The organism is Bordetella genomosp. 9 (assembly GCF_002119725.1).
Taxonomy (GTDB): Bacteria; Pseudomonadota; Gammaproteobacteria; order Burkholderiales; family Burkholderiaceae_B; genus Bordetella_C.
Window position 1 is genome coordinate 121,705 of record NZ_CP021109.1, and the last position, 18,685, is coordinate 140,389.

14 protein-coding genes are annotated in these 18,685 nt (G+C 65.4%); 11 read left to right on the forward strand and 3 right to left on the reverse strand.

The features are described 5' to 3' along the window. Nucleotides 1-173 precede the first annotated feature (173 nt). Complete coding sequence (locus CAL13_RS00580) at nt 174-893, reverse strand: hypothetical protein (RefSeq protein ID WP_086055770.1); 720 nt, start codon at nt 891-893, stop codon at nt 174-176. Nucleotides 894-1,083: 190 nt separating this feature from the next. On the opposite strand from CAL13_RS00580, the gene CAL13_RS00585 reads away from it, so the two are divergent. From CAL13_RS00585 to rpoH, 4 genes are all read left to right on the forward strand, one after another. Beyond that, nucleotides 1,084-2,190, forward strand: a complete 1,107-nt coding sequence (locus CAL13_RS00585) for an S-(hydroxymethyl)glutathione dehydrogenase/class III alcohol dehydrogenase (RefSeq protein WP_086055771.1) — start codon at nt 1,084-1,086, stop codon at nt 2,188-2,190. Beyond that, entirely contained in the window at nt 2,190-3,059 is an 870-nt protein-coding gene (gene fghA, locus CAL13_RS00590; protein WP_086071193.1) for an S-formylglutathione hydrolase, read from the forward strand. Before CAL13_RS00585 ends, fghA begins: the two co-directional genes overlap by 1 nt. 87 nt (nt 3,060-3,146) lie before the next feature. Continuing rightward, the gene (locus tag CAL13_RS00595; RefSeq protein ID WP_086071194.1) at nt 3,147-3,836 is read left to right on the forward strand and encodes a hypothetical protein; all 690 of its coding nucleotides are present in this window, start codon (nt 3,147-3,149) and stop codon (nt 3,834-3,836) included. A gap of 177 nt (nt 3,837-4,013) precedes the next feature. Beyond that, nucleotides 4,014-4,898, forward strand: a complete 885-nt coding sequence (rpoH, locus tag CAL13_RS00600) for an RNA polymerase sigma factor RpoH (protein WP_086059142.1) — start codon at nt 4,014-4,016, stop codon at nt 4,896-4,898. A gap of 301 nt (nt 4,899-5,199) precedes the next feature. Here the strand turns inward: rpoH and CAL13_RS00605 are convergent, their stop codons facing one another. Then, nucleotides 5,200-6,075 carry a phosphodiesterase gene (locus CAL13_RS00605; protein ID WP_232462466.1) on the reverse strand — a complete coding sequence of 292 codons (876 nt, stop codon included), beginning with the start codon at nt 6,073-6,075 and terminating at the stop codon, nt 5,200-5,202. 269 nt (nt 6,076-6,344) lie between these two features. Between CAL13_RS00605 and CAL13_RS00610 the strand changes: the two genes are divergently transcribed. From CAL13_RS00610 to CAL13_RS00620, 3 genes are all read left to right on the forward strand, one after another. Further along, the gene (locus CAL13_RS00610; RefSeq protein ID WP_086071195.1) at nt 6,345-8,855 is read left to right on the forward strand and encodes a cation:proton antiporter; all 2,511 of its coding nucleotides are present in this window, start codon (nt 6,345-6,347) and stop codon (nt 8,853-8,855) included. A 249-nt stretch (nt 8,856-9,104) separates the two neighbouring features. Next, nucleotides 9,105-11,093, forward strand: coding sequence for a CocE/NonD family hydrolase (locus CAL13_RS00615; RefSeq protein WP_086071196.1), 1,989 nt, complete (start codon nt 9,105-9,107; stop codon nt 11,091-11,093). A gap of 14 nt (nt 11,094-11,107) precedes the next feature. Then, complete coding sequence (locus CAL13_RS00620) at nt 11,108-12,703, forward strand: ABC transporter substrate-binding protein (RefSeq protein ID WP_198297881.1); 1,596 nt, start codon at nt 11,108-11,110, stop codon at nt 12,701-12,703. Between the two features lie 63 nt (nt 12,704-12,766). Here CAL13_RS00620 and CAL13_RS00625 read toward each other — a convergent pair whose 3' ends face one another. After that, nucleotides 12,767-13,792 carry a LacI family DNA-binding transcriptional regulator gene (locus tag CAL13_RS00625; protein ID WP_086055777.1) on the reverse strand — a complete coding sequence of 342 codons (1,026 nt, stop codon included), beginning with the start codon at nt 13,790-13,792 and terminating at the stop codon, nt 12,767-12,769. Between the two features lie 157 nt (nt 13,793-13,949). On the opposite strand from CAL13_RS00625, the gene CAL13_RS00630 reads away from it, so the two are divergent. From CAL13_RS00630 to CAL13_RS00645, 4 genes are read left to right on the forward strand one after another with little or no spacing between them, the layout of a single operon-like run. Further along, nucleotides 13,950-14,489: a TRAP transporter small permease gene (locus CAL13_RS00630; RefSeq protein WP_086055778.1), complete on the forward strand. Its 540-nt coding sequence runs from the start codon at nt 13,950-13,952 to the stop codon at nt 14,487-14,489. A 5-nt stretch (nt 14,490-14,494) separates the two neighbouring features. Next, nucleotides 14,495-15,775, forward strand: a complete 1,281-nt coding sequence (locus CAL13_RS00635; protein WP_086071197.1) for a TRAP transporter large permease — start codon at nt 14,495-14,497, stop codon at nt 15,773-15,775. Nucleotides 15,776-15,832: 57 nt separating this feature from the next. Further along, nucleotides 15,833-16,852 carry a TRAP transporter substrate-binding protein gene (locus CAL13_RS00640; RefSeq protein ID WP_086059144.1) on the forward strand — a complete coding sequence of 340 codons (1,020 nt, stop codon included), beginning with the start codon at nt 15,833-15,835 and terminating at the stop codon, nt 16,850-16,852. Nucleotides 16,853-16,861: 9 nt separating this feature from the next. After that, on the forward strand, nt 16,862-18,643 hold the full coding sequence (locus CAL13_RS00645; RefSeq protein WP_086071198.1) for an IlvD/Edd family dehydratase: 1,782 nt from the start codon (nt 16,862-16,864) through the stop codon (nt 18,641-18,643). The last annotated feature ends 42 nt before the right edge of the window (nt 18,644-18,685 follow it).

Sequence of the window (18,685 nt, forward strand, 5' to 3'; positions counted from 1 at the left end):
GGACTTAGGAGCCGTCCACGTTGTCAGCCTGCAAGTCATGCGCAGTCCCTGCGGCCAAGGTCAGGGATATTGCCATTTATGCGTCCCCGATATTTCGTGGCGATAGGGACGCACCGCGCGCCCGGCCGGGCCACGCTGATAAGGCGCGCCGAACGCGCTTCAGGCAAATAGGCTCAAGGGGATTCGGTCTCGGCCGCGGGCGGAGCGGGCTTTTTGCGGGGCCGTCCGCGCTGTCCCGGTGTGACGCGCCGGCTTGCGGTATGCGCCAGCATGGCGATGAAGTCCGGACCGCCCAGCGCCCACTGGCCCTGCACCGCCTGATCGATGCGCTGGATCTGCTCGCGGGTCAGGCCTTCCTGCAGCCGTCTCCGATAGTTCGCCTGGCGGTCGAACGGCGTGTTGCCGCACGACCAGTAATCGGCATGATCCGACATCCACCCTGCCTGAGGCTGGCCCGAGCCGGTATGGCCGGCCGCCGAGGACCATGGCCACAGTTCCGCGTCGTGCGTTGCGCCGCTGCGTACCGGATAAGTCTCCAGCCAGACCAGCGACGGCAGCACCCACGCGCCGGGTTCGACCAGGGCGGAACGGTAGCGTCCGGCGAAGACGCGGCCGCCGCGCAGGCGGGCCGCCAGGTTCCGCCCCAGCGTCTGCATGAGGCGCGGCAGGCCTTCGCCATCCACGGGCGTGGCGAGCAGCAGAATCCGGTCCGTTGCGAGCACCCAGCCATGCAGCGCAACCCGATTGCGGGTGGCTGTTTCGCCCAGCCATGCGGCCACCTGGTTCAACGTATCCGCCGGTGCGGGCTGCGAGGGCGCCGCGAGTGGATTGATGAAGTTGGCTTGCACGAGTTGCGGCAGTCCGGGAGCGTACAGTCGGGGCAGGCGAGCCATAGGGTGTCAGGACCGGGACGGGCTGGAACGGGACGTTCGCGCGGGAATAAATGGTACCGCGTAAACGGCGCGGCGCAACACTAAGATTACCCCGGGGCAGGAGGTAAGATGCGTTGGTTGACATCCGCTGTACCGCGCCGGGCGCAGCGCCTATCGGAACCCGGCCGGCAGCCATTCATTAGGAGCACCCATGAAGACCAAAGCCGCCATCGCCTGGAAAGCCGGCGCCCCCTTGACCATCGAAGATGTGGAGCTGGAAGGCCCGAAGGCGGGCGAGGTGCTGGTGGAGGTCAAGGCGACCGGAATCTGTCACACCGATTATTACACCTTGTCGGGCGCCGATCCGGAAGGCATTTTCCCCGCCATCCTGGGGCATGAGGGCGCCGGCGTGGTGATGGAGGTCGGCCCGGGCGTGACGAGCCTGAAGCCGGGCGACCACGTCATTCCGCTGTACACGCCGGAATGCCGCCAATGCAAGTTCTGTCTGTCGCGCAAGACCAATCTGTGCCAGGCCATTCGCGCAACGCAAGGCAAAGGGTTGATGCCGGACGGTACCTCGCGTTTTTCCCTGGACGGCAAGCCCATCCATCACTATATGGGTACGTCCACCTTTGCCAACCACATCGTGGTGCCGGAGATTGCGCTTGCCAGGATCCGTGACGATGCGCCCTTCGACAAGGTCTGCTATATCGGCTGCGGCGTGACGACCGGTGTCGGGGCCGTGGTGTTCACCGCGAAGGTGGAGGCCGGCGCCAACGTCGTCGTGTTCGGTCTGGGGGGCATCGGGCTGAACGTCATCCAGGGCGCCAGGATGGTGGGCGCCGACAAGATCATCGGGGTGGACATCAACCCCCGGCGGGAGGCCTTGGCCCGCAAGTTCGGCATGACGCACTTTGTGAACCCTTCCGAAGTCGAAAACGTGGTCGATCACCTGATCCAGCTTACCGACGGCGGCGCCGACTATTCGTTCGAATGCGTGGGGAACACCAAGCTGATGCGCCAGGCCCTGGAATGCTGCCACAAGGGCTGGGGCCAATCCATCATCATCGGCGTGGCCGCGGCGGGCGAAGAGATCGCCACCCGGCCGTTCCAGCTCGTGACGGGCCGGGAATGGAAAGGGTCCGCCTTCGGCGGCGCTCGCGGCCGTACGGACGTGCCCAAAATCGTTGACTGGTACATGGACGGCAAGCTCAACATCGACGACCTGATCACGCATACCCTGCCGCTGGACCGCATCAATGAGGGCTTCGACCTGATGAAGCGCGGCGAATCGATCCGATCCGTGGTGCTCTACTGATGGCGACGCTGGAAATTGTGGCGCAGCACCGCTGCTTCGATGGCTGGCAGCGGATCTATCGGCACGATTCGGCGGTCATCGGGCTGCCGATGCGCTTTTCGGTGTACACCCCGCCGCAGGCGGAATCGGGGCCCGTGCCCGCCCTTTTCTATCTGGCTGGGCTGGAGTGCAACGAGGAAACGTTCATGATCAAGGCGGGCGCCCAGCGCTGGGCTGCCCGGCACGGGCTGATGCTGATTGCGCCTGACACCAGTCCGCGCGGCGCGGGCGTTCCGGGCGAGGACCAGGACTGGGATCTGGGCACCGGCGCGGGCTTCTATCTGGACGCGACGCAGCCGCCCTGGTCCCGCCATTACCGCATGGAATCGTATGTGGTGGGGGAGCTGGCCGCGCTGGCGACGTCGGAGTTGGGCGCGGCGCCCGGCCGCCTGGGCATCTGCGGTCACTCGATGGGCGGCCATGGCGCGCTGGTCCTGGCCTTGCGCCACCCCGGCCGATTCCGCTCGGTGTCCGCCTTCGCGCCGATCGCGGCCCCGATCCGGGCCGCGTGGGGCCAGAAGGCCTTCGCCAACTATCTGGGGCCGGACCAGGGCGCGTGGGCCGGGTACGACGCGAGCGCGCTGATGGCGTCGCGGCGCGCGCCCTATCCCGATGGCATTCTGGTTGACCAGGGCCTGTCGGACCGTTTCCTGGATCAGCAGCTTTATCCGGATGCCTTCGAAGCTGCGTGCGCCCAGGCCGGCCAGCCGCTGGAGCTGCGCCGTCACGCCGGCTACGACCATGGCTATTACTTCATCGCGACGTTCATGGAAGACCATATCCGCTTCCATGCCCAGCGCTTGTCGTCCACGCCGGAGTCCCCTGCCTGAGCCGGCCTGTCGGACGGCCGGGGCTTGACGGCCTCTATATACTGAAAAGATAGCGGCGGCCTGTTAACGCTAGAAGGAGACAGGGCATTGACCGAAGACGTGGCTCCGTCCATGTGGATCGCCGTGGCGACCATCGTCGTACTGCTTGCCGGCTTCGGGCTGTTCCTGGGCAAGGGCGGACCGCGCGACGCCAGGGGCCGCCGCCATTTCCGGCTGCGGCCGGTACGTCGCCTGGTCGGCCTGCTTCTTCTGGCGCTGGCCTGCGTGTCGGGGATGTTCGCCGCGACCCTGTACCAGTTTTTCCGCCTGACGGCGGACGCCCCGATCGCACGCGTCGTGCTAAGGCAGGAAGGGCCACGGCAATTCATGGCGACGGCCGAACTGCCGGGCAGGGCGCCGGAAGATTTCGCGCTGCGAGGCGACGAATGGCAGATCGACGCCAGGGTGGTGCGATGGCGGCTGCCCGCGCTGCTCGCAGGATTACCGCCGCTGTACCGCCTGGAACGGCTGGCGGGACGGTATTCCGACCCCGCAGCGGAACTCTCGGCCCCGCGCACGGTATATGCGTTGGGACCGGCGGGCACGCCAGACCTGGGACGGCTGAAGCAGCGGTTCCCGAATTGGCTGCCCTTCGTGGACGTTCAGTACGGCAGCGCGGCTTATATGCCGATGTTCGATGGCGCGCGCTACCGCGTCTTCCTGGATGCGCGCGGCGCGCTGTTCATCCGTCCCGACGATCCGGCGACGGCGGACGGGCTGAAGCAGCGGGGCTGGTAGCCGCCAGGACGTCCCGGGCAGCGGAAAGACGACGGCCGAAACCCGGCAACCGATTGTTTTTCCGCGAAAATTTTTGAACTTCCTACACATGTTAGGGTCGAATTAGCACTCCCTTCTTTAGAGTGCTAACATCCTTTCATGCGTTCTCAAATCAGCGGTTTCCTGGAGCACAACACCATGAAACGACCCAGTTCCTCGTTGACCGTTTCCGGCAACGCGCTCGCCCTGGCCATTTCCAATCCGGGCGCGCTGGGGACGATCGACGCATACATTTCCGCAGTCAACCGCCTGCCGGTTCTGTCGGCCGAACAGGAAATCGACCTGGGCCGCCGGCTGCGCGACCACGGCGACCTGGATGCGGCCCGTCAACTGGTGCTGTCGCACTTGCGCCTGGTTGTCTCCGTTGCCCGCCAGTACCTGGGCTATGGCCTGCCGCACGCCGACCTGATCCAGGAAGGCAACGTGGGCCTGATGAAGGCCGTCAAGCGTTTCGACCCCGAACGCGGGGTCCGTCTGGTGTCCTTCGCCGTTCACTGGATCAAGGCGGAAATTCATGAGTACATCGTGCGCAACTGGCGGCTGGTGAAGGTCGCCACCACCAAGGCGCAGCGCAAGCTGTTCTTCAATCTGCGCAGCATGCGGCCAGATGGCAAGACGCTCGACTCCGAGCAGGTGGACGAAATCGCGCGCGAGTTGAACGTGCGCCGCGAGGATGTCAGCGAAATGGAAGTCCGGCTGTCCGGCCGCGACATGTCGCTGGAATCCCAGGACGACGACGAAGACGCCTACGCACCCATCGCGTATTTGTCCGACGAAGGCCGTCAGGAGCCCACGCGCGTCCTTGAACGCAAGGCCAACGACGCCATGCAGAGTGAAGGGCTGAGCAGTGCGCTCGAAGCCCTGGACCCGCGCTCGCGCCACATCATCGAAGCGCGCTGGCTGCAGGACGATGGCGGCGCTACGTTGCACGAGCTGGCGCAGGAATATGGCATCTCCGCCGAACGCGTCCGTCAGATCGAAGCCGCCGCTCTGAAGAAGATGCGAGGATCGCTCAGCGCCTGAAATCGCGGCGCGCGGCCGGTCGCCGCGCCGTACTGCCCCCGGTCTTCGGGAAAATTACATTCAGTGACAAGTCTCGGCAAAAATTGCACAAGGCCGAGGAAACTAATCCACCGCGGCGCAGCCTAATCCATGACCACGCGACGCGGCGCAATGCCCGGCGCGCGGTTGGTCGCCTGTCTCGGCTTCTCCTCTTTCCCCTCCCCTATGAGACAGGTGTTTGACGGGGCACCGCCGGTGCCCCGTTTTTTTATGCCCGTCTGCCCCCAGGAACGGCGTGCGCCGAAGAGGCGTGCGGCCGCATCTAAACGATCCTGCTTTCCTCCGGCTGCGCCCATTCGGCGAGCATGCCCTGCCATAGCGCGGGTTCCAAGCGGCGGACGCCGGTGGCGACCGAGCCGTCGGGATACAGCTTCAGCCAGCGGTAGCCGGGCGGTTGCGGGTCCAGGCGATGCCGGCCGTCGCGGATGGCGAACTGGAAGCAGGTGGAGGGTGTCGCCAGCATGCGCATGCTTCCTCGCCGGCGATCGAATTCCTGGTGTACGTGCCCCCAGAGCAAAAGCTTGGCATTGCGCCAGCGGGCCAGGTGGCGGAACAGTTCCGCGGCATTGTCCAGCATCATGGGATCGCGCCAATCGGCGCTGACCTGTACTGCATTGTGGTGCATGGCCACCAGCGCCGGGCGGCCGTTCGCCCCCGCCAGCGCGTCGTCGAGCAGATCGAATTGCGCGCGCTCGAGGTGTCCGGCGTTGGACGCGTCGGCGCGCGAGTCGAGCAGGATGACGCGCCATGCACCCACATCGGTCACCGGTTGGGTCCACGGTCCCAGATTGCGGCGCAGAGCCGCGACCGAGTCGTGGTTGCCGGGCAGACAGCGCACGGCCATGCCGAGCGGGCGCACGATGTCCGCGAAGCGCTGGTATGAGTGATCCGTCCCGTCGTGGGACAGGTCGCCGGTGGCCAGGAGCAGTTCCGCGTCCCCGTGCTGGCGCCGGATCGCATCGACCACGGCACGAAGGCTCGCTTCGGTGTCGACGCCGAGCATGACGCCAGGCTCGGCGAACAGATGGGGGTCGGTCAATTGAATCAATAGCGCCGGATGCGCGTCTTCATCCAGGGGCGCCGTATCGCGGCCGGCCAACGCCGACGGCTTGTAAGGTTGCTGCGGAAGGATCTGCAACGGCGGCTCCATGAGATACGCAGGCGAAGACGCGAGCCGTCAGGCTCGCGCTTCCCGCATGGGTCGCGGGCGCGACCAGGGAAGCTGCCTACCTTAGCGAAAATCCGATTACCCCGGCATCCACCAAATCGTGCGGGCCGTAACGAAACGTGCGGCCGTGCGCCATATCCGTGTCGTCCGCACGAAGGGCGTCGTAGGGCGCATGCCGAACGGGCTGCGGAAACCCGCTATCCTTTCGCGTAGACGGATATGGCAGCGGATAGAACAACATGGATGTGGGAATAATCGTTTTCGGCCTGGCGGCATTGCTGACGCTGGTTTGCTTCATGCCGCCGCTGGCCGGCCGGCTCCAGCTGCCCTATTCGGTGCTGCTGGCCATCGTCGGCTGCCTGCTCGGCATCGTGATTCATGTGCATGGATGGGCGCCGCCGGTCCTGTCGGGCATGCTGGACACGCTCGAGAGATTCGAGATCTCGTCGGAAACTTTCCTTACCGTTTTCCTTCCCGTACTGCTTTTCGAAACCGCGCTGTCCATGAATGTCCGCCGGCTCATGGACGATATCGGCCCCATCCTGATGATGGCCATCGTTGCCGTCTTTCTGTCCACGGTGGTGGTCGGGTTCTTCCTGAACGCGCTGTCGTCCTATGGCATCGTTGTCTGCCTGCTGCTGGGCGCCATCGTCGCCACCACGGACCCGGCGGCCGTGGTCGGCATCTTCCGCGAGGTCGGCGCGCCCAAGCGCCTGACCACCCTGGTGGAAGGCGAAAGCCTGTTCAACGACGCCGCGTCGATCGCCCTGTATTCCGTGCTGGTGGGCGTGCTGGCGGGCAGCGGCAAGATGTCGGCCGGGCAGGTCATGGGCGACTTCCTGGTGAGCTTTCTGGGAGGCGGGCTTGCCGGCTACGCCATGGGGCGGCTGGCTTGCATGCTCTTCGGACTGCTGCGCGGCTTTCCCGCGGCGGAAATCACGCTGACGCTGACGCTCGCCTACCTGACGTTCTACGTCTGCGATCACTACCTGCACGTTTCCGGTGTGGTGGCCACGGTCATCGCCGGTCTGGTGGTGGGCTCGACCGGGCGCACCCGCATGGCGCCGACAACCTTCGAGCACTTGACCAGCGCCTGGAGCCAGTTCGGCTTCTGGGCCAATTCGCTGATCTTCCTGTTCGCCGCCATGCTGATTCCGCGGCTGATGGCCAATGCGACGCTGGCCGACATCGGGCTGCTGCTGGCGCTGTTCGCCGCGGCCCTGGTGGCTCGCGCCGTGGCGGTCTTTGGCCTGGTGCCCTTGCTGGGCATGACGAAATTCGGCACCCGGGTGAACCGCGCGTACAAAACGGTGATGCTGTGGGGCGGCCTGCGGGGCGCCGTCTCGCTGGCCCTTGCGCTGGCGGTCACGGAACGCGATGACGTCCCTTACGAGGCGCGCCAGTTCATCGCCGTCGCCACTACCGGCTTCGTACTGATGACCCTGTTCATCAACGGCATCAGCCTGCGTCCGCTGATCCGCATGCTGCGTCTGAACGAGCTGTCGCAGCGCGAAGCCACCATCCGCGACCAGGCGGTGGCGGTTGCACTCAGCGATCTGCAGGAAAGGACCGACGAAGTCGCCGCCGCCGACAACATCGGCCCCGAGGTGCGCGAGCGCATCCATGCGGTCTTCGATCGCAGCCTGACCCAGTTGGCCGGCAGCGAAGTCCGTCACATGAGCGTCGAGGAACGCGTGGACATCGGGCTGGCAACCTTGGCGCGGCGCGAAGAGGAGATGTTTTTCGACATCCTGAAGGCGCAGATCGTCGATTGGCGCATGGCGGAATCCCTGCTGGCGCGCGCCGAGCGCCTGGAGGACGCCGTACGCGCCGGCGGGCTGGCGGGCTTCGAGAACGCCATCGCCGCGGACGTGCGCTATTCGCGGGCCTTCCGCCTGGCGCTGCGGGTGCACTACCTGTTCGGTTTCCAGCGCTGGCTGGCCAGTGAGCTGGGGCAGCGCTTCGAGGCGCTGATGAGCAAACGCTCGGTCGCGCAGCGCATCATCCTGTTCGCCGGGCAGCAATTGAAGCCCATGCTCGGCGAGGAGGCGACGCAGCGGATAATCACGGCCCATCAGCGCCGGCTCGATGCGGTCGACAATGCCTTGCAGGCGCTCAACCTGCAATATCCGACGTACGCGCTGTGGCTGCAGGAAAGCTATCTGGGCCGCACCGCGCGCCAGCTCGAACGCATGCGCTATCGCGACATGCTCGATCAATTCCTGATCAGCGGCGAGGTCTACGCCGACCTGATGCGCAAGCTGGAACATCGTTGGGCCCACATCGACCGCCACCCGCCCCTGGACATCGAGCTGAGCGCGTCCGAACTGATCAAGCGTGTACCGCTTTTCGAAAACCTCAGCGCCGACTCCTTGCGGGCCATTTCGCGCCTGCTCAAGCCGAGGCTGGCGCTGCCCGACCAGCATGTGCTGAAGGACCGCGCCGGCGCGGAAATGTTTTTTGTCGCGTCCGGCGCCGTCGCCGTCCATCTGCCGGACAACACCACGGCTGAATTGGGCAGCGGCGAATTCTTCGGCGAACTGGCCCTGCTCGGTGAAGAGGTGACCATGCCCGCCGTCACCTCGCTGGGCTACAGCAAGCTGTTGATGATGTCCGCGCGCGACTTTCATGCCTTGCTCGCTTACGACGCCGAGCTGCGCGAACGCATCGAGAAGGTCGCTCGCCAACGCATGCGCGCCATCGAAGTGTGGAAGCAGTTTTCCGCCGCGGCCCCGCCTGCCACGTCCTGATGCGGGGATCCGGCTGGCGCCGGGATGGCGGCGTCCGCTCATGCCGCGCCGCCTATCGAGCGCCCGACGGGTCCTTGCCATAGATCCCATTTATGTCGATATAAGAGACACCTGTCGGCGAATTCCGAGAATCTCCATTAAAGTCGGACGCCGATATTGCGACATAACAACGACACAAGGGAGCTGGCATGGCGCTTTCCATGCTTCACGGACGTGCCGCTGCGACGGCCCTGCCCGGGGGCGGCATCGATGGCTGAACGCAGCGTCCAGACCTATCCGGTCCAGATCGTCAAGGGGCTGCGCGTGCCGATGCGCGACGGCGTCGAGCTGAATGTCAGGATCACGCGCCCCGCTGTCGAAGGCCGCTTCCCCGCGGTGCTCGAATACAACCCATACCGCCGCCTGGACCACGCCCAGCCAAGCTTTCCGCCGGCCGTGCAATACCTGGCGCAGCACGGCTATGCGGTCGTGCAGTTCGACGTGCGCGGCACGGGCAGTTCATCGGGCGCCAGCTTGGACGCCTATTCGGACGACGAACAGCAGGACGGCCACGACATGGTGGAGTGGGCCGCTCGGCAGGCCTGGTGCACCGGCGCGGTAGGCATGATCGGCAAATCGTATGGCGCGACGGTGCAATGGCAGGTGGCCGGCAAGGCGCCGCCGCACCTGAAGGCCATCATCGTGCGTTCCGGCAGCAATGACATGTACGAGGACACCGCCTATCCGGGCGGCTGCCGGCGGCCGTGGCGCTTCGAGTTCTTCGCGCCCAATATGAACGCCTACAACTTCGCGCCGCCCGATCCGGCGCTCGTCGGCGCGCATTGGTCCCGCATCTGGGATGAACGCCTGGAAGGCAGCGCGCCGTGGAGCCTGGAGATATTCCGCCACGACACGGACGGCGATTATTGGCGGGGCAAGAGCATCAAGGACAACTTCGGCAAGGTAGGCTGCGCGGTTTATCTCATCGAGGGCTGGGCCGACTGGTACGCCAACGCCGAACTGGAGGCTTTTCGGCAATTGAAGGGCCCGAAGAAGGTCGTGATCGGCCCCTGGGGGCACTACTACCCGGAAGAAAAATTCGCTTTACCCGGCCCTCGCATCGATACCCGCGTCGAGTATCTGAGATGGTTCGATTACTGGCTCAAGGGCATCGACAACGGCATCATGGACGAGCCGCCGGTCACCGTATTCGTCCGTCAATGGCAGCAGCCCGCCTTGCTGTCGCTGAACGAGCCCGGGCACTGGCATGCCGATTCACAATGGCCGCCGGCAGCGACCCGTACCGAAACACGGTACCTGGAGCCGGGCGGCGGCCTCGGGCGCCAGGCGCCGGCCGACGGCCAGGTCAGCTACGACTACCGGCCCACAGTGGGCATGGCAAGCGGGCGCGTCGGCCTGGGCAGCACGTCGCCCTGGGGCATGCCCATCGACCAGCGCGTCGACGACGCGTATTCCGCCTGTTTCACCACGCCGCCTCTGGACCGGACAATGTCCCTGCTGGGACGGCCCGAAGCCGTACTGCACGTCTCGTCCTCGGCCGAAGTCGCTTACTTCCACGTCAGGATCTGCGACGTCGCGCCCGATGGCACCTCGCGCCTGATCAGCCATGGCGGCTGCCTGGCGACCCACCGGGAAACGCACGACAGGCCCACGCCGCTGGAGCCCGGCACAGTCTATGAGCTTCGCCTGAAACTCCGGGACCTGGCCTACGAGATCGCACCGTCCCATCGCCTGCGCATCGCCGTATCCAGCGCGGACTTCCAGAATGCCTGGCCGACGGGAATGCGTGCGCGCAACACGATCCATTGCGGGGCCGCGCATCCGTCGCGAATCGAACTGCCCATCATGGCGCCGCATGCCGCCGGGCTGCCGCCGCCGGCTTTCCAGGCGTCACCGCATCCTGTGCCGTCCGTGGCGGAAGTGCCCCGGGCAACCTATACGCTGACGCATGACCTGGTGCGGGACGCGGTCGTCTGCACGCTGGGCGCGGCCGACGGCGGCACGACGCGGCGCTCTGAATACACGGTGTCGAACCAGGATCCGGCCGGCGCATCGATCATTGCCGAGGTCCGGTACCGCGCGCCGCATCCGCACATGAACATCGAGGTGCAATCGAGCTGCCAGACAAGCAGCACTGCCACGGAGTTCACCCACGCCGTGCAGGTCTGTATCCGCATCGAAGACCGGCTGCATTTTCACAAACGCTGGATGGAAAGCGCGCCGCGGAACTGCGCATAACCAGGGGAGCATCAATGACGATGAATCGGCGCGATTTTCTTCTCGGCAGCGCGGGGACGTTCGCGGCGCTGACCGGGTCCCGTACCGCGTTCGCCCAAACGCGTAAGGACACGTTGATCATAGGCACCCGTTCCGCGGCAACGTCGGCCGACCCGCATTACGCGAATACCCAGCCGAACATCGACTACGCGTCGCACATCTTCGAGAAGCTGGTAGAGCGCGACCGGAACTCCAAGCCCGCCGCGCGCGGGCTGGCGCAATCCTGGCAGCTTATCTCCGATACGGTATGGGAATTCAAGCTGCGGCCGAACGTACGCTGGCACGATGGCAAGCCTTTCACCGCCGATGACGTGGCCTACACCATCAATCGCGTGATCGGCCTGCGCGATGTGCCGGGCGGCTTCGCCAGCTACATCAACGTCATATCCCAAGTCGAAATCATCGACCCGCTCACCGTGCGGCTGCATACGTCCAAGCCGTACGCCAACCTGCCGCGCGGCGTCGGCACGGTTTACATCGTCTCCAAACACGTGGGCGAGAACGCCACCAGCGACGACTACAACACCGGCAAGGCCGCGATCGGCACCGGCCCTTATCGCTATGAGTACTTCAGGCAGAACGAGGAAGCCGGCTTTGTGCGCAACGACGATTATTGGGGCGCGAAGCCGGCATGGGCGCGGGCGCGCCTGCGCGCCATCGCCAATGACAGCACGCGCATCGCCGCCCTGCTGGCTGGCGATATCGATATGGCGGATCAGATACCCACCGCGGACATCGCGCATCTGAAGTCGGCGGCGAACGTGGCGGTGGACCAGATTGCCGGCATGCGCTCCATCTTCCTGTTCCCCAACGTGTCGCGCGATGACGATATGCCGTTCATCAAGGCCGAGGACGGCAGCCCGCTGGCGCACAACCCGCTGCGCGACCTGCGGGTGCGGCAGGCGCTATCCCTCGCCATCGACCGCAAACTGCTGGTCGATCGTCTGATGAACGGCGGCGCCGCGGCGAACGGGCAATGGGTGCCGCCGGGCGCCTATTCATACAACCCCGATATACCGGTTCCCCAGGTGAATGTGCAGGAAGCCCGGCGGCTGCTGGCCCAGGCCGGTTTTCCCAAGGGATTCCGCATCACGCTGCACAGCACGAACGACCGCTATCCGAACGACTCTCGCGTGGCCCAGGCGATCGGCCAGATGTGGTCGCGCGCCGGCCTGGGGGTCGAGGTGGCGACCATGCCCTATGCGGTGTTCGCGCAACGCGCGCGCAAGCAGGAATTCGCCATCCACCTGATCGGCTGGGGCAATTCCGCCGGCGATGCATCGACGGGGCTGATGAACGTAGTGGGAACCTACAACGCCACGACGGGCTGGGGCGTGGCCAACGAGGGGCGCTACAGCAATCCCAGGCTGGATGCCATGACGGCGCAGGCGCTGGCCACGATGGACGACGCGTCGCGCGAAAGACAGATGCAGGATGCGGTCAGAGTCGCCATCGACGACCTGGCGATCATTCCGCTGTACCAGGTCAATCCCGTATGGGCCGTGCGCAAAGGGATGCGCCACGATGCGCGCGCGGACGAACGGACGTCGGCCATCGATATCTCGATCTGAGCGGGCGCACACCTTTACGCCATCCAATCGTGGCGCAAAGCGCCCTCCGGCCTTGGAGGGTCTTCAGGTGCTTTCCCGCTGAACCAGCCGGAACCCCAGGTCCATATGGCGCTGCGGGTTCGGGCGGCCTTCCAGGTGGTTCATCAGCAGCGTGGCTGCCGAGCGGCCGATCTCATAGCGGGGCGTGGCGATGGTGGACAGCGGCGGCGTGGTCCAGGCTGTGCCGCTCAGGTCGTGAAAACCGATCAAGCCCATGCGGCCGGGCACGTCGATGCCCAGGCGGCCGCACTGGAACACGGCGCCCTGCGCCAGGTCGTCGTTGCAGAAGAACAGCGCGTCGCATTCAGGGTGGTCGCGCAGCATGGCTTCCAGCAGCTCGGCGCCCAGGCTCAGCGACGATTTGCTCGGCGTCATGATTTCCCGCGCTGCGTCATACATGCCGGCGTCGCGCAACGCCTGACGGCAGCCCTCGCAGCGCCGCAGCGAACGGGGATCGAGCTGGGCGCCGATGATGCCGATGTGGCGGTAGCCGCGATCGATCAGGTGGCGGCCCGCCGCATAGCCAGAGTCGAATTGCGAAAAGCCGACGCTCAAGCCTTGTTCGCCATCCAGCGTTTCGATGGTGTGGACGGTCGGAATGTCGCGCGCCTCCAGCAGCTTCCATACGCCCGGGTTGTGGTCGATTCCCGTCAGGATCAGGCCATCCGGCGAATGCTGCAGGTAGTTGCGCAGCAGGGTCTCTTCCTCTTCCAAGGAATAGCCGGTCAGCCCGATGTGCATGTGATGGGCGTGTGCGTCCAGCACTTCCTTGATGCCCGTCAGGATATCGACGAACACCGCGTTGCTGAGCGACGGGATCAGCACGACGATGGTGCGCGAGCGGGCCGAAGCGAGCGAGCTGGCAGCGTGGTTCGGCACATAGCCCAGACGTTCGCAGGCTTCCCGGATGCGCTGGCGCACGGCCTCCTGCACCTTCTCCGGCGTGCGAAGCGCGCGCGACACCGTGATGGCGCTGACGCCGGCGTGGCGCGCGACGTCGGCCATCGTGACGCCGGCGCGGCGCGTACTGCGGGACTTGCGAACCGTCATGTCTCGGCAGGAAAAAGTCCGTAGTGTGACCCAGCGCCCGGGTTGGGACAAACCCGGAAGGGGGCTTGGCAAGCTGGATATGATAGCGCTAACATCGCGCTTTGCATCGACCCGGCGCCAATCAAAGTGCGCCCAGAACCCAGAAGAGGAGACAACGATGCAGAATGCTCCCAATGGCGTGGCGCCGCGATCCGGCGCCCGCGCACTGGACCTGATATTCCGCGCCCAAAGCTGGCTCATGGTGGCCTGTCTGGTCGTCATGGTCGTGCTGCTGTTCGGCAATGTGGCGCTGCGCTACCTTTTCAATTCAGGCATCAACGTCTCCGACGAGCTGTCGCGCCTGGCCTTCGTCTGGCTGATCTTCATCGGCTCGGTGCTGGCCATGCGCACCGGCACGCACATGGGCGTGACGATGCTCGTGGAGCGCTTCGGGCCTGGCGCCCGGCGCGTGTCCCACTTGTTCTGCCAGGTCCTGATCCTGGCCGTGCTGTGCATGTGGATCAAGGGCAGCTGGCAGCAGGCCGTCATCAACATGGGAACGACGCTTCCCGTGACCGGCTTGCCCGCCGCCGTGTTCGATGCCGCGTGCGTCTACGCCGCCGTTGCCATGGCCCTGCTTGTCGTGGCCGATATCGTCCTCACCCTGTCCGGCGCCGAGCTGCGCCAGGATGCCGCCGCCATCGATCCCCTGAGCTGAGCATCATGATTCTTTCCGTTTTTCTGGTCGTGCTGCTGGGCCTGATGGCGCTGGGGATGCCGATCGCATTCGCCTTGATGATCAGCGCCGTGCCGATGATGTTCCAGCTGGACTTCGTCGATCCGCAGATCATCGGCCAGAACATGCTGTCCGGCGCCAACAGCTTCACGCTGATGGCCGTTCCCCTGTTCATGCTGGCGGGAGAGCTGATGAACGAAGGCGGCATCTCGCGCCGCATCGTGAATCTGGCCTCGACCTTCGTGGGCCACATCCGCGGCGGCCTGGGCTATGTGGCGATATTCGCCAGCGTCCTGCTAGCCGCGCTTTCGGGGTCGGCGGTGGCGGACGCCGCGGCGCTGGGATCGCTGCTTATCCCCATGCTGCGCGACAAGGGCTACGAGGCGGGCGATTCCGCAGGCCTGATCGCGGCGGGCGGCATCATTGCCCCCATCATTCCGCCATCCATCTCCTTCATCATCTTCGGGGTGGCGACCAATGTGTCCATCACGAAGCTCTTCTTCGCCGGTATCGCTCCGGGGCTGCTGATGGCGCTGACCCTGATCGCGGTCTGGTCCTGGACGGCGCGCCGCAGCACCAACGTGCAACCGTCGCCGCGCCAGCCCTGGAGCGCCAGGTTGCGCGCGCTGCGGGAATCGATCTGGGCGCTGTTCCTGCCTGTCATCATCATTGGCGGCTTGCGCGGCGGCATCTTCACGCCCACCGAAGCGGCCGTGGTCGCAGCGGTGTACGCGCTGCTGATCAGCCTGTTCGTCTACCGGGAGATCCGCTTCAAGGATCTGGGCGCGCTCTTCATGCGTGCCGCGAGCACCACGGCCATCGTCATGTTCCTGGTCGCCGCTGCGATGGTTTCCTCGTACATGATCACGCTGGCCGACCTGCCGCAGGCGCTTGCCGGTCTGCTCGGTCCGTTCATGGACCACCCCAAGTGGCTGATGTTCGCGCTGCTGGTGCTGCTCACGCTGGTGGGCACCGCCATGGATTTGACGCCGACCATTTTGATCCTGGCGCCCGTCCTGATGCCGGTGATCACCAAGGCTGGCATCGACCCGGTCTATTTCGGCGTCATGTTCGTGATGGTGGGCTGCGTGGGCTTGCTGACCCCGCCCGTCGGCACTGTGCTGAACGTCGTCGCCGGTGTGGCGCGGATCCGCATGGAGACCATCATCCGAGGCGCGTGGCGGTACGTCGTCGCCTATACGGTGCTGCTTCTGCTGATGGTCATCTTTCCGCAGCTGATTACGGTGCCGGCGAAGTGGATCCACTAGCCCCGGCGCCCGCCGAGCCATTGACCTGAATACCGACAACCGCAAGAGGAGACCATGATGCTTATTACATTGAAGAAACTGGCCGTCGCGCTGGCCGCCGTGTCGGCATGCGCGGCCGTTGCGCCCGCGCATGCGCAGGAAATCAAGTCCCGCATCATCCGTTTCGGCTATGGCCTGAACGAGGAAAGCGTGCAGGGGCGCGCCGCCCGCTACCTTGCCGAGCAGGTGGGCAAGCTCAGCGGCGGCAAGATGAAAATGCGCACCTTCGGATCCGCGAATCTGGGTTCGGACGAACAGATGCAATCCGCCCTGGTAGGCGGCTCTCAGGAAATGATGGTCGGTTCGACGGCGCCCCTGGCCACCATGGTCAAGGAGTTCGGCGTGTTCGATCTGCCCTTCCTTTTCAACGACGAAAAGGAAGCCGACGCCGTGCTGGACGGCCCCTTCGGCGAGAAGCTGCTGAAGATGCTGGAATCCAAGGGACTGGTGGGCCTGGTGTATTGGGAGAACGGTTTCCGCAACGTGACGAACTCCAAGCATCCCATCGCCAAGGCCGAGGACCTGCAGGGCGTGAAGTTGCGCGTCATGCAGAACCAGATTGCGCTCGGCGTCTTCGGCGCGCTCGGGGCCAACGCGGTGCCGATGCCGTTCTCCGAACTGTTCACGGCGCTGGAAACGCGCACGGTGGACGGGCAGGAGAATCCCGTCACGACCATCCAGAGCAGCAAGTTCTACGAGGTCCAGCCGTATCTCAGCCTGACTCGCCACGTCTATACGCCGTGGGTCGTGCTGGCCTCCAAGAAGTGGTGGGACACGCTGTCGCCGGATGAACAGAAGGTGATCCGCGAGGCGGCCGCATCGTCGCGCGATTTCGAACGCAAGGACAGCCGCGCCGATTCCACCAAGGCGATGGAAACGCTGAAAGAGGCCGGCATGAAAATCAACACCGTGTCGCCGGAAGAGCTGCAACGCCTGCGCGCCAAGGCTCAGCCGGTGGTGGACAAGTACACGCAGGACCTCGGCCCCGAACTGGTCAAGCAACTGCAGGAAGAAATCAACAAGGTCCGCAAAGGCTAGGAAAGCCCCATGTCCAACGCACCCCGCCGCCTGCGCAGCCAGAAATGGTTCGACGATCCGTCCCATGCCGACATGACGGCGCTTTACGTCGAGCGCTACCTCAACTACGGGCTGACGCGGGCCGAGCTGCAATCCGGCCGGCCCATCATCGGTATTGCGCAAACAGGCAGCGACCTGGCCCCCTGCAACCGCCATCACCTGGCGCTTGCGCAGCGTACGAAAGAGGCCATCCGCGACGCCGGCGGCATCCCCATGGAGTTTCCCGTGCATCCGCTCGCGGAACAGGGGCGCCGGCCCACCGCGGCGCTGGACCGCAACCTGGCCTACCTTGGCCTGGTCGAGATCCTGCACGGCTATCCCATCGACGGCGTCGTCCTGACCACCGGTTGCGACAAGACCACGCCGGCCTGCCTGATGGCGGCCGCCACGGTTGATATTCCGGCCATCGTGCTGTCGGGCGGGCCCATGCTCGATGGCTGGCACGAAGGCAAGCGCGTGGGCTCCGGCACGGTCATCTGGCATGCGCGCAATCTGATGGCGGCGGGGAAGATCGACTATGAGGGCTTCATGACGCTGGCGACGGCGTCGTCGCCCTCGGTGGGGCATTGCAATACCATGGGCACGGCGCTGTCCATGAACTCGCTGGCAGAAGCGTTGGGCATGTCGCTGCCGGGCTGCGCCAGCATCCCGGCGCCGTATCGCGAACGCGGCCAGATGGCGTACGCCACCGGACTGCGCATCGTCGAGATGGTTCGGGAGGACCTGCGGCCGTCGCGCATCCTGACGCGCAAAGCCTTTGAAAACGCCATTGCCGTGGCATCGGCACTGGGCGCGTCCAGCAATTGCCCGCCGCACCTCATCGCCATCGCGCGCCACATGGGGGTCGATCTGTCGCTGGAGGATTGGCAGCGTTTCGGCGAGGACGTCCCGCTGATCGTCAACTGCGTGCCGGCCGGCGAATATCTGGGTGAAAACTTCCATCGCGCCGGCGGTGTTCCGGCGGTCCAGCATGAACTGTTGAAGGCGGGCCGGCTGCATGGCGACTGCCTGACCGTATCGGGCAAGACGGTGGCGCAGATCGCCGAAGGGGCCGCCACGACGGATCCCGACGTCATCCGCACGTGCGACGCGCCGTTGAAGCAGCGCGCCGGTTTCATCGTGCTGTCCGGCAATTTCTTCGACAGCGCCATCATGAAGATGTCGGTGGTGGGCGAAGACTTCCGCAAGGCCTACCTGTCCGAGCCGGGCGATGAAAACGCCTTCGAGGCGCGCGCCATCGTTTTCGACGGGCCCGAGGACTATCATGCCCGCATCGACGATCCCTCCCTGGAGATCGACGAACGCTGTATTTTGGTGATCCGCGGCGCGGGACCGATCGCCTATCCCGGCGGCGCAGAAGTCGTCAACATGGCGCCGCCCGCCCGGCTCATCCAGCAGGGCATCGAGTCGCTGCCTTGCATGGGCGATGGCCGCCAGAGCGGAACATCGGCCAGTCCATCCATCCTGAACATGTCGCCGGAAGCGGCGGCAGGCGGCGGCCTCGCGCTATTGCGCACGGGCGACCGTATCCGCGTGGATCTGAACGCGCGTACGGTGACGCTGCAGGTCGATTCCGACGTGCTCGAAGCGCGGCGGAGCGAGCAGACCTTCGACATTCCGCCGCCGCAGACGCCGTGGCAGGAGATCTTCCGCGGCATGGTCGGCCAGTTGTCCACCGGCATGTGCCTGGAGCCCGCCACGCTCTATCTGAAAGTGGTGGAAACACGCGGCGACCCGCGGCATTCCCACTAGCCGCTGACATGCGCCTCGCCCGGCGTCGGGCGGGGCGGCCCT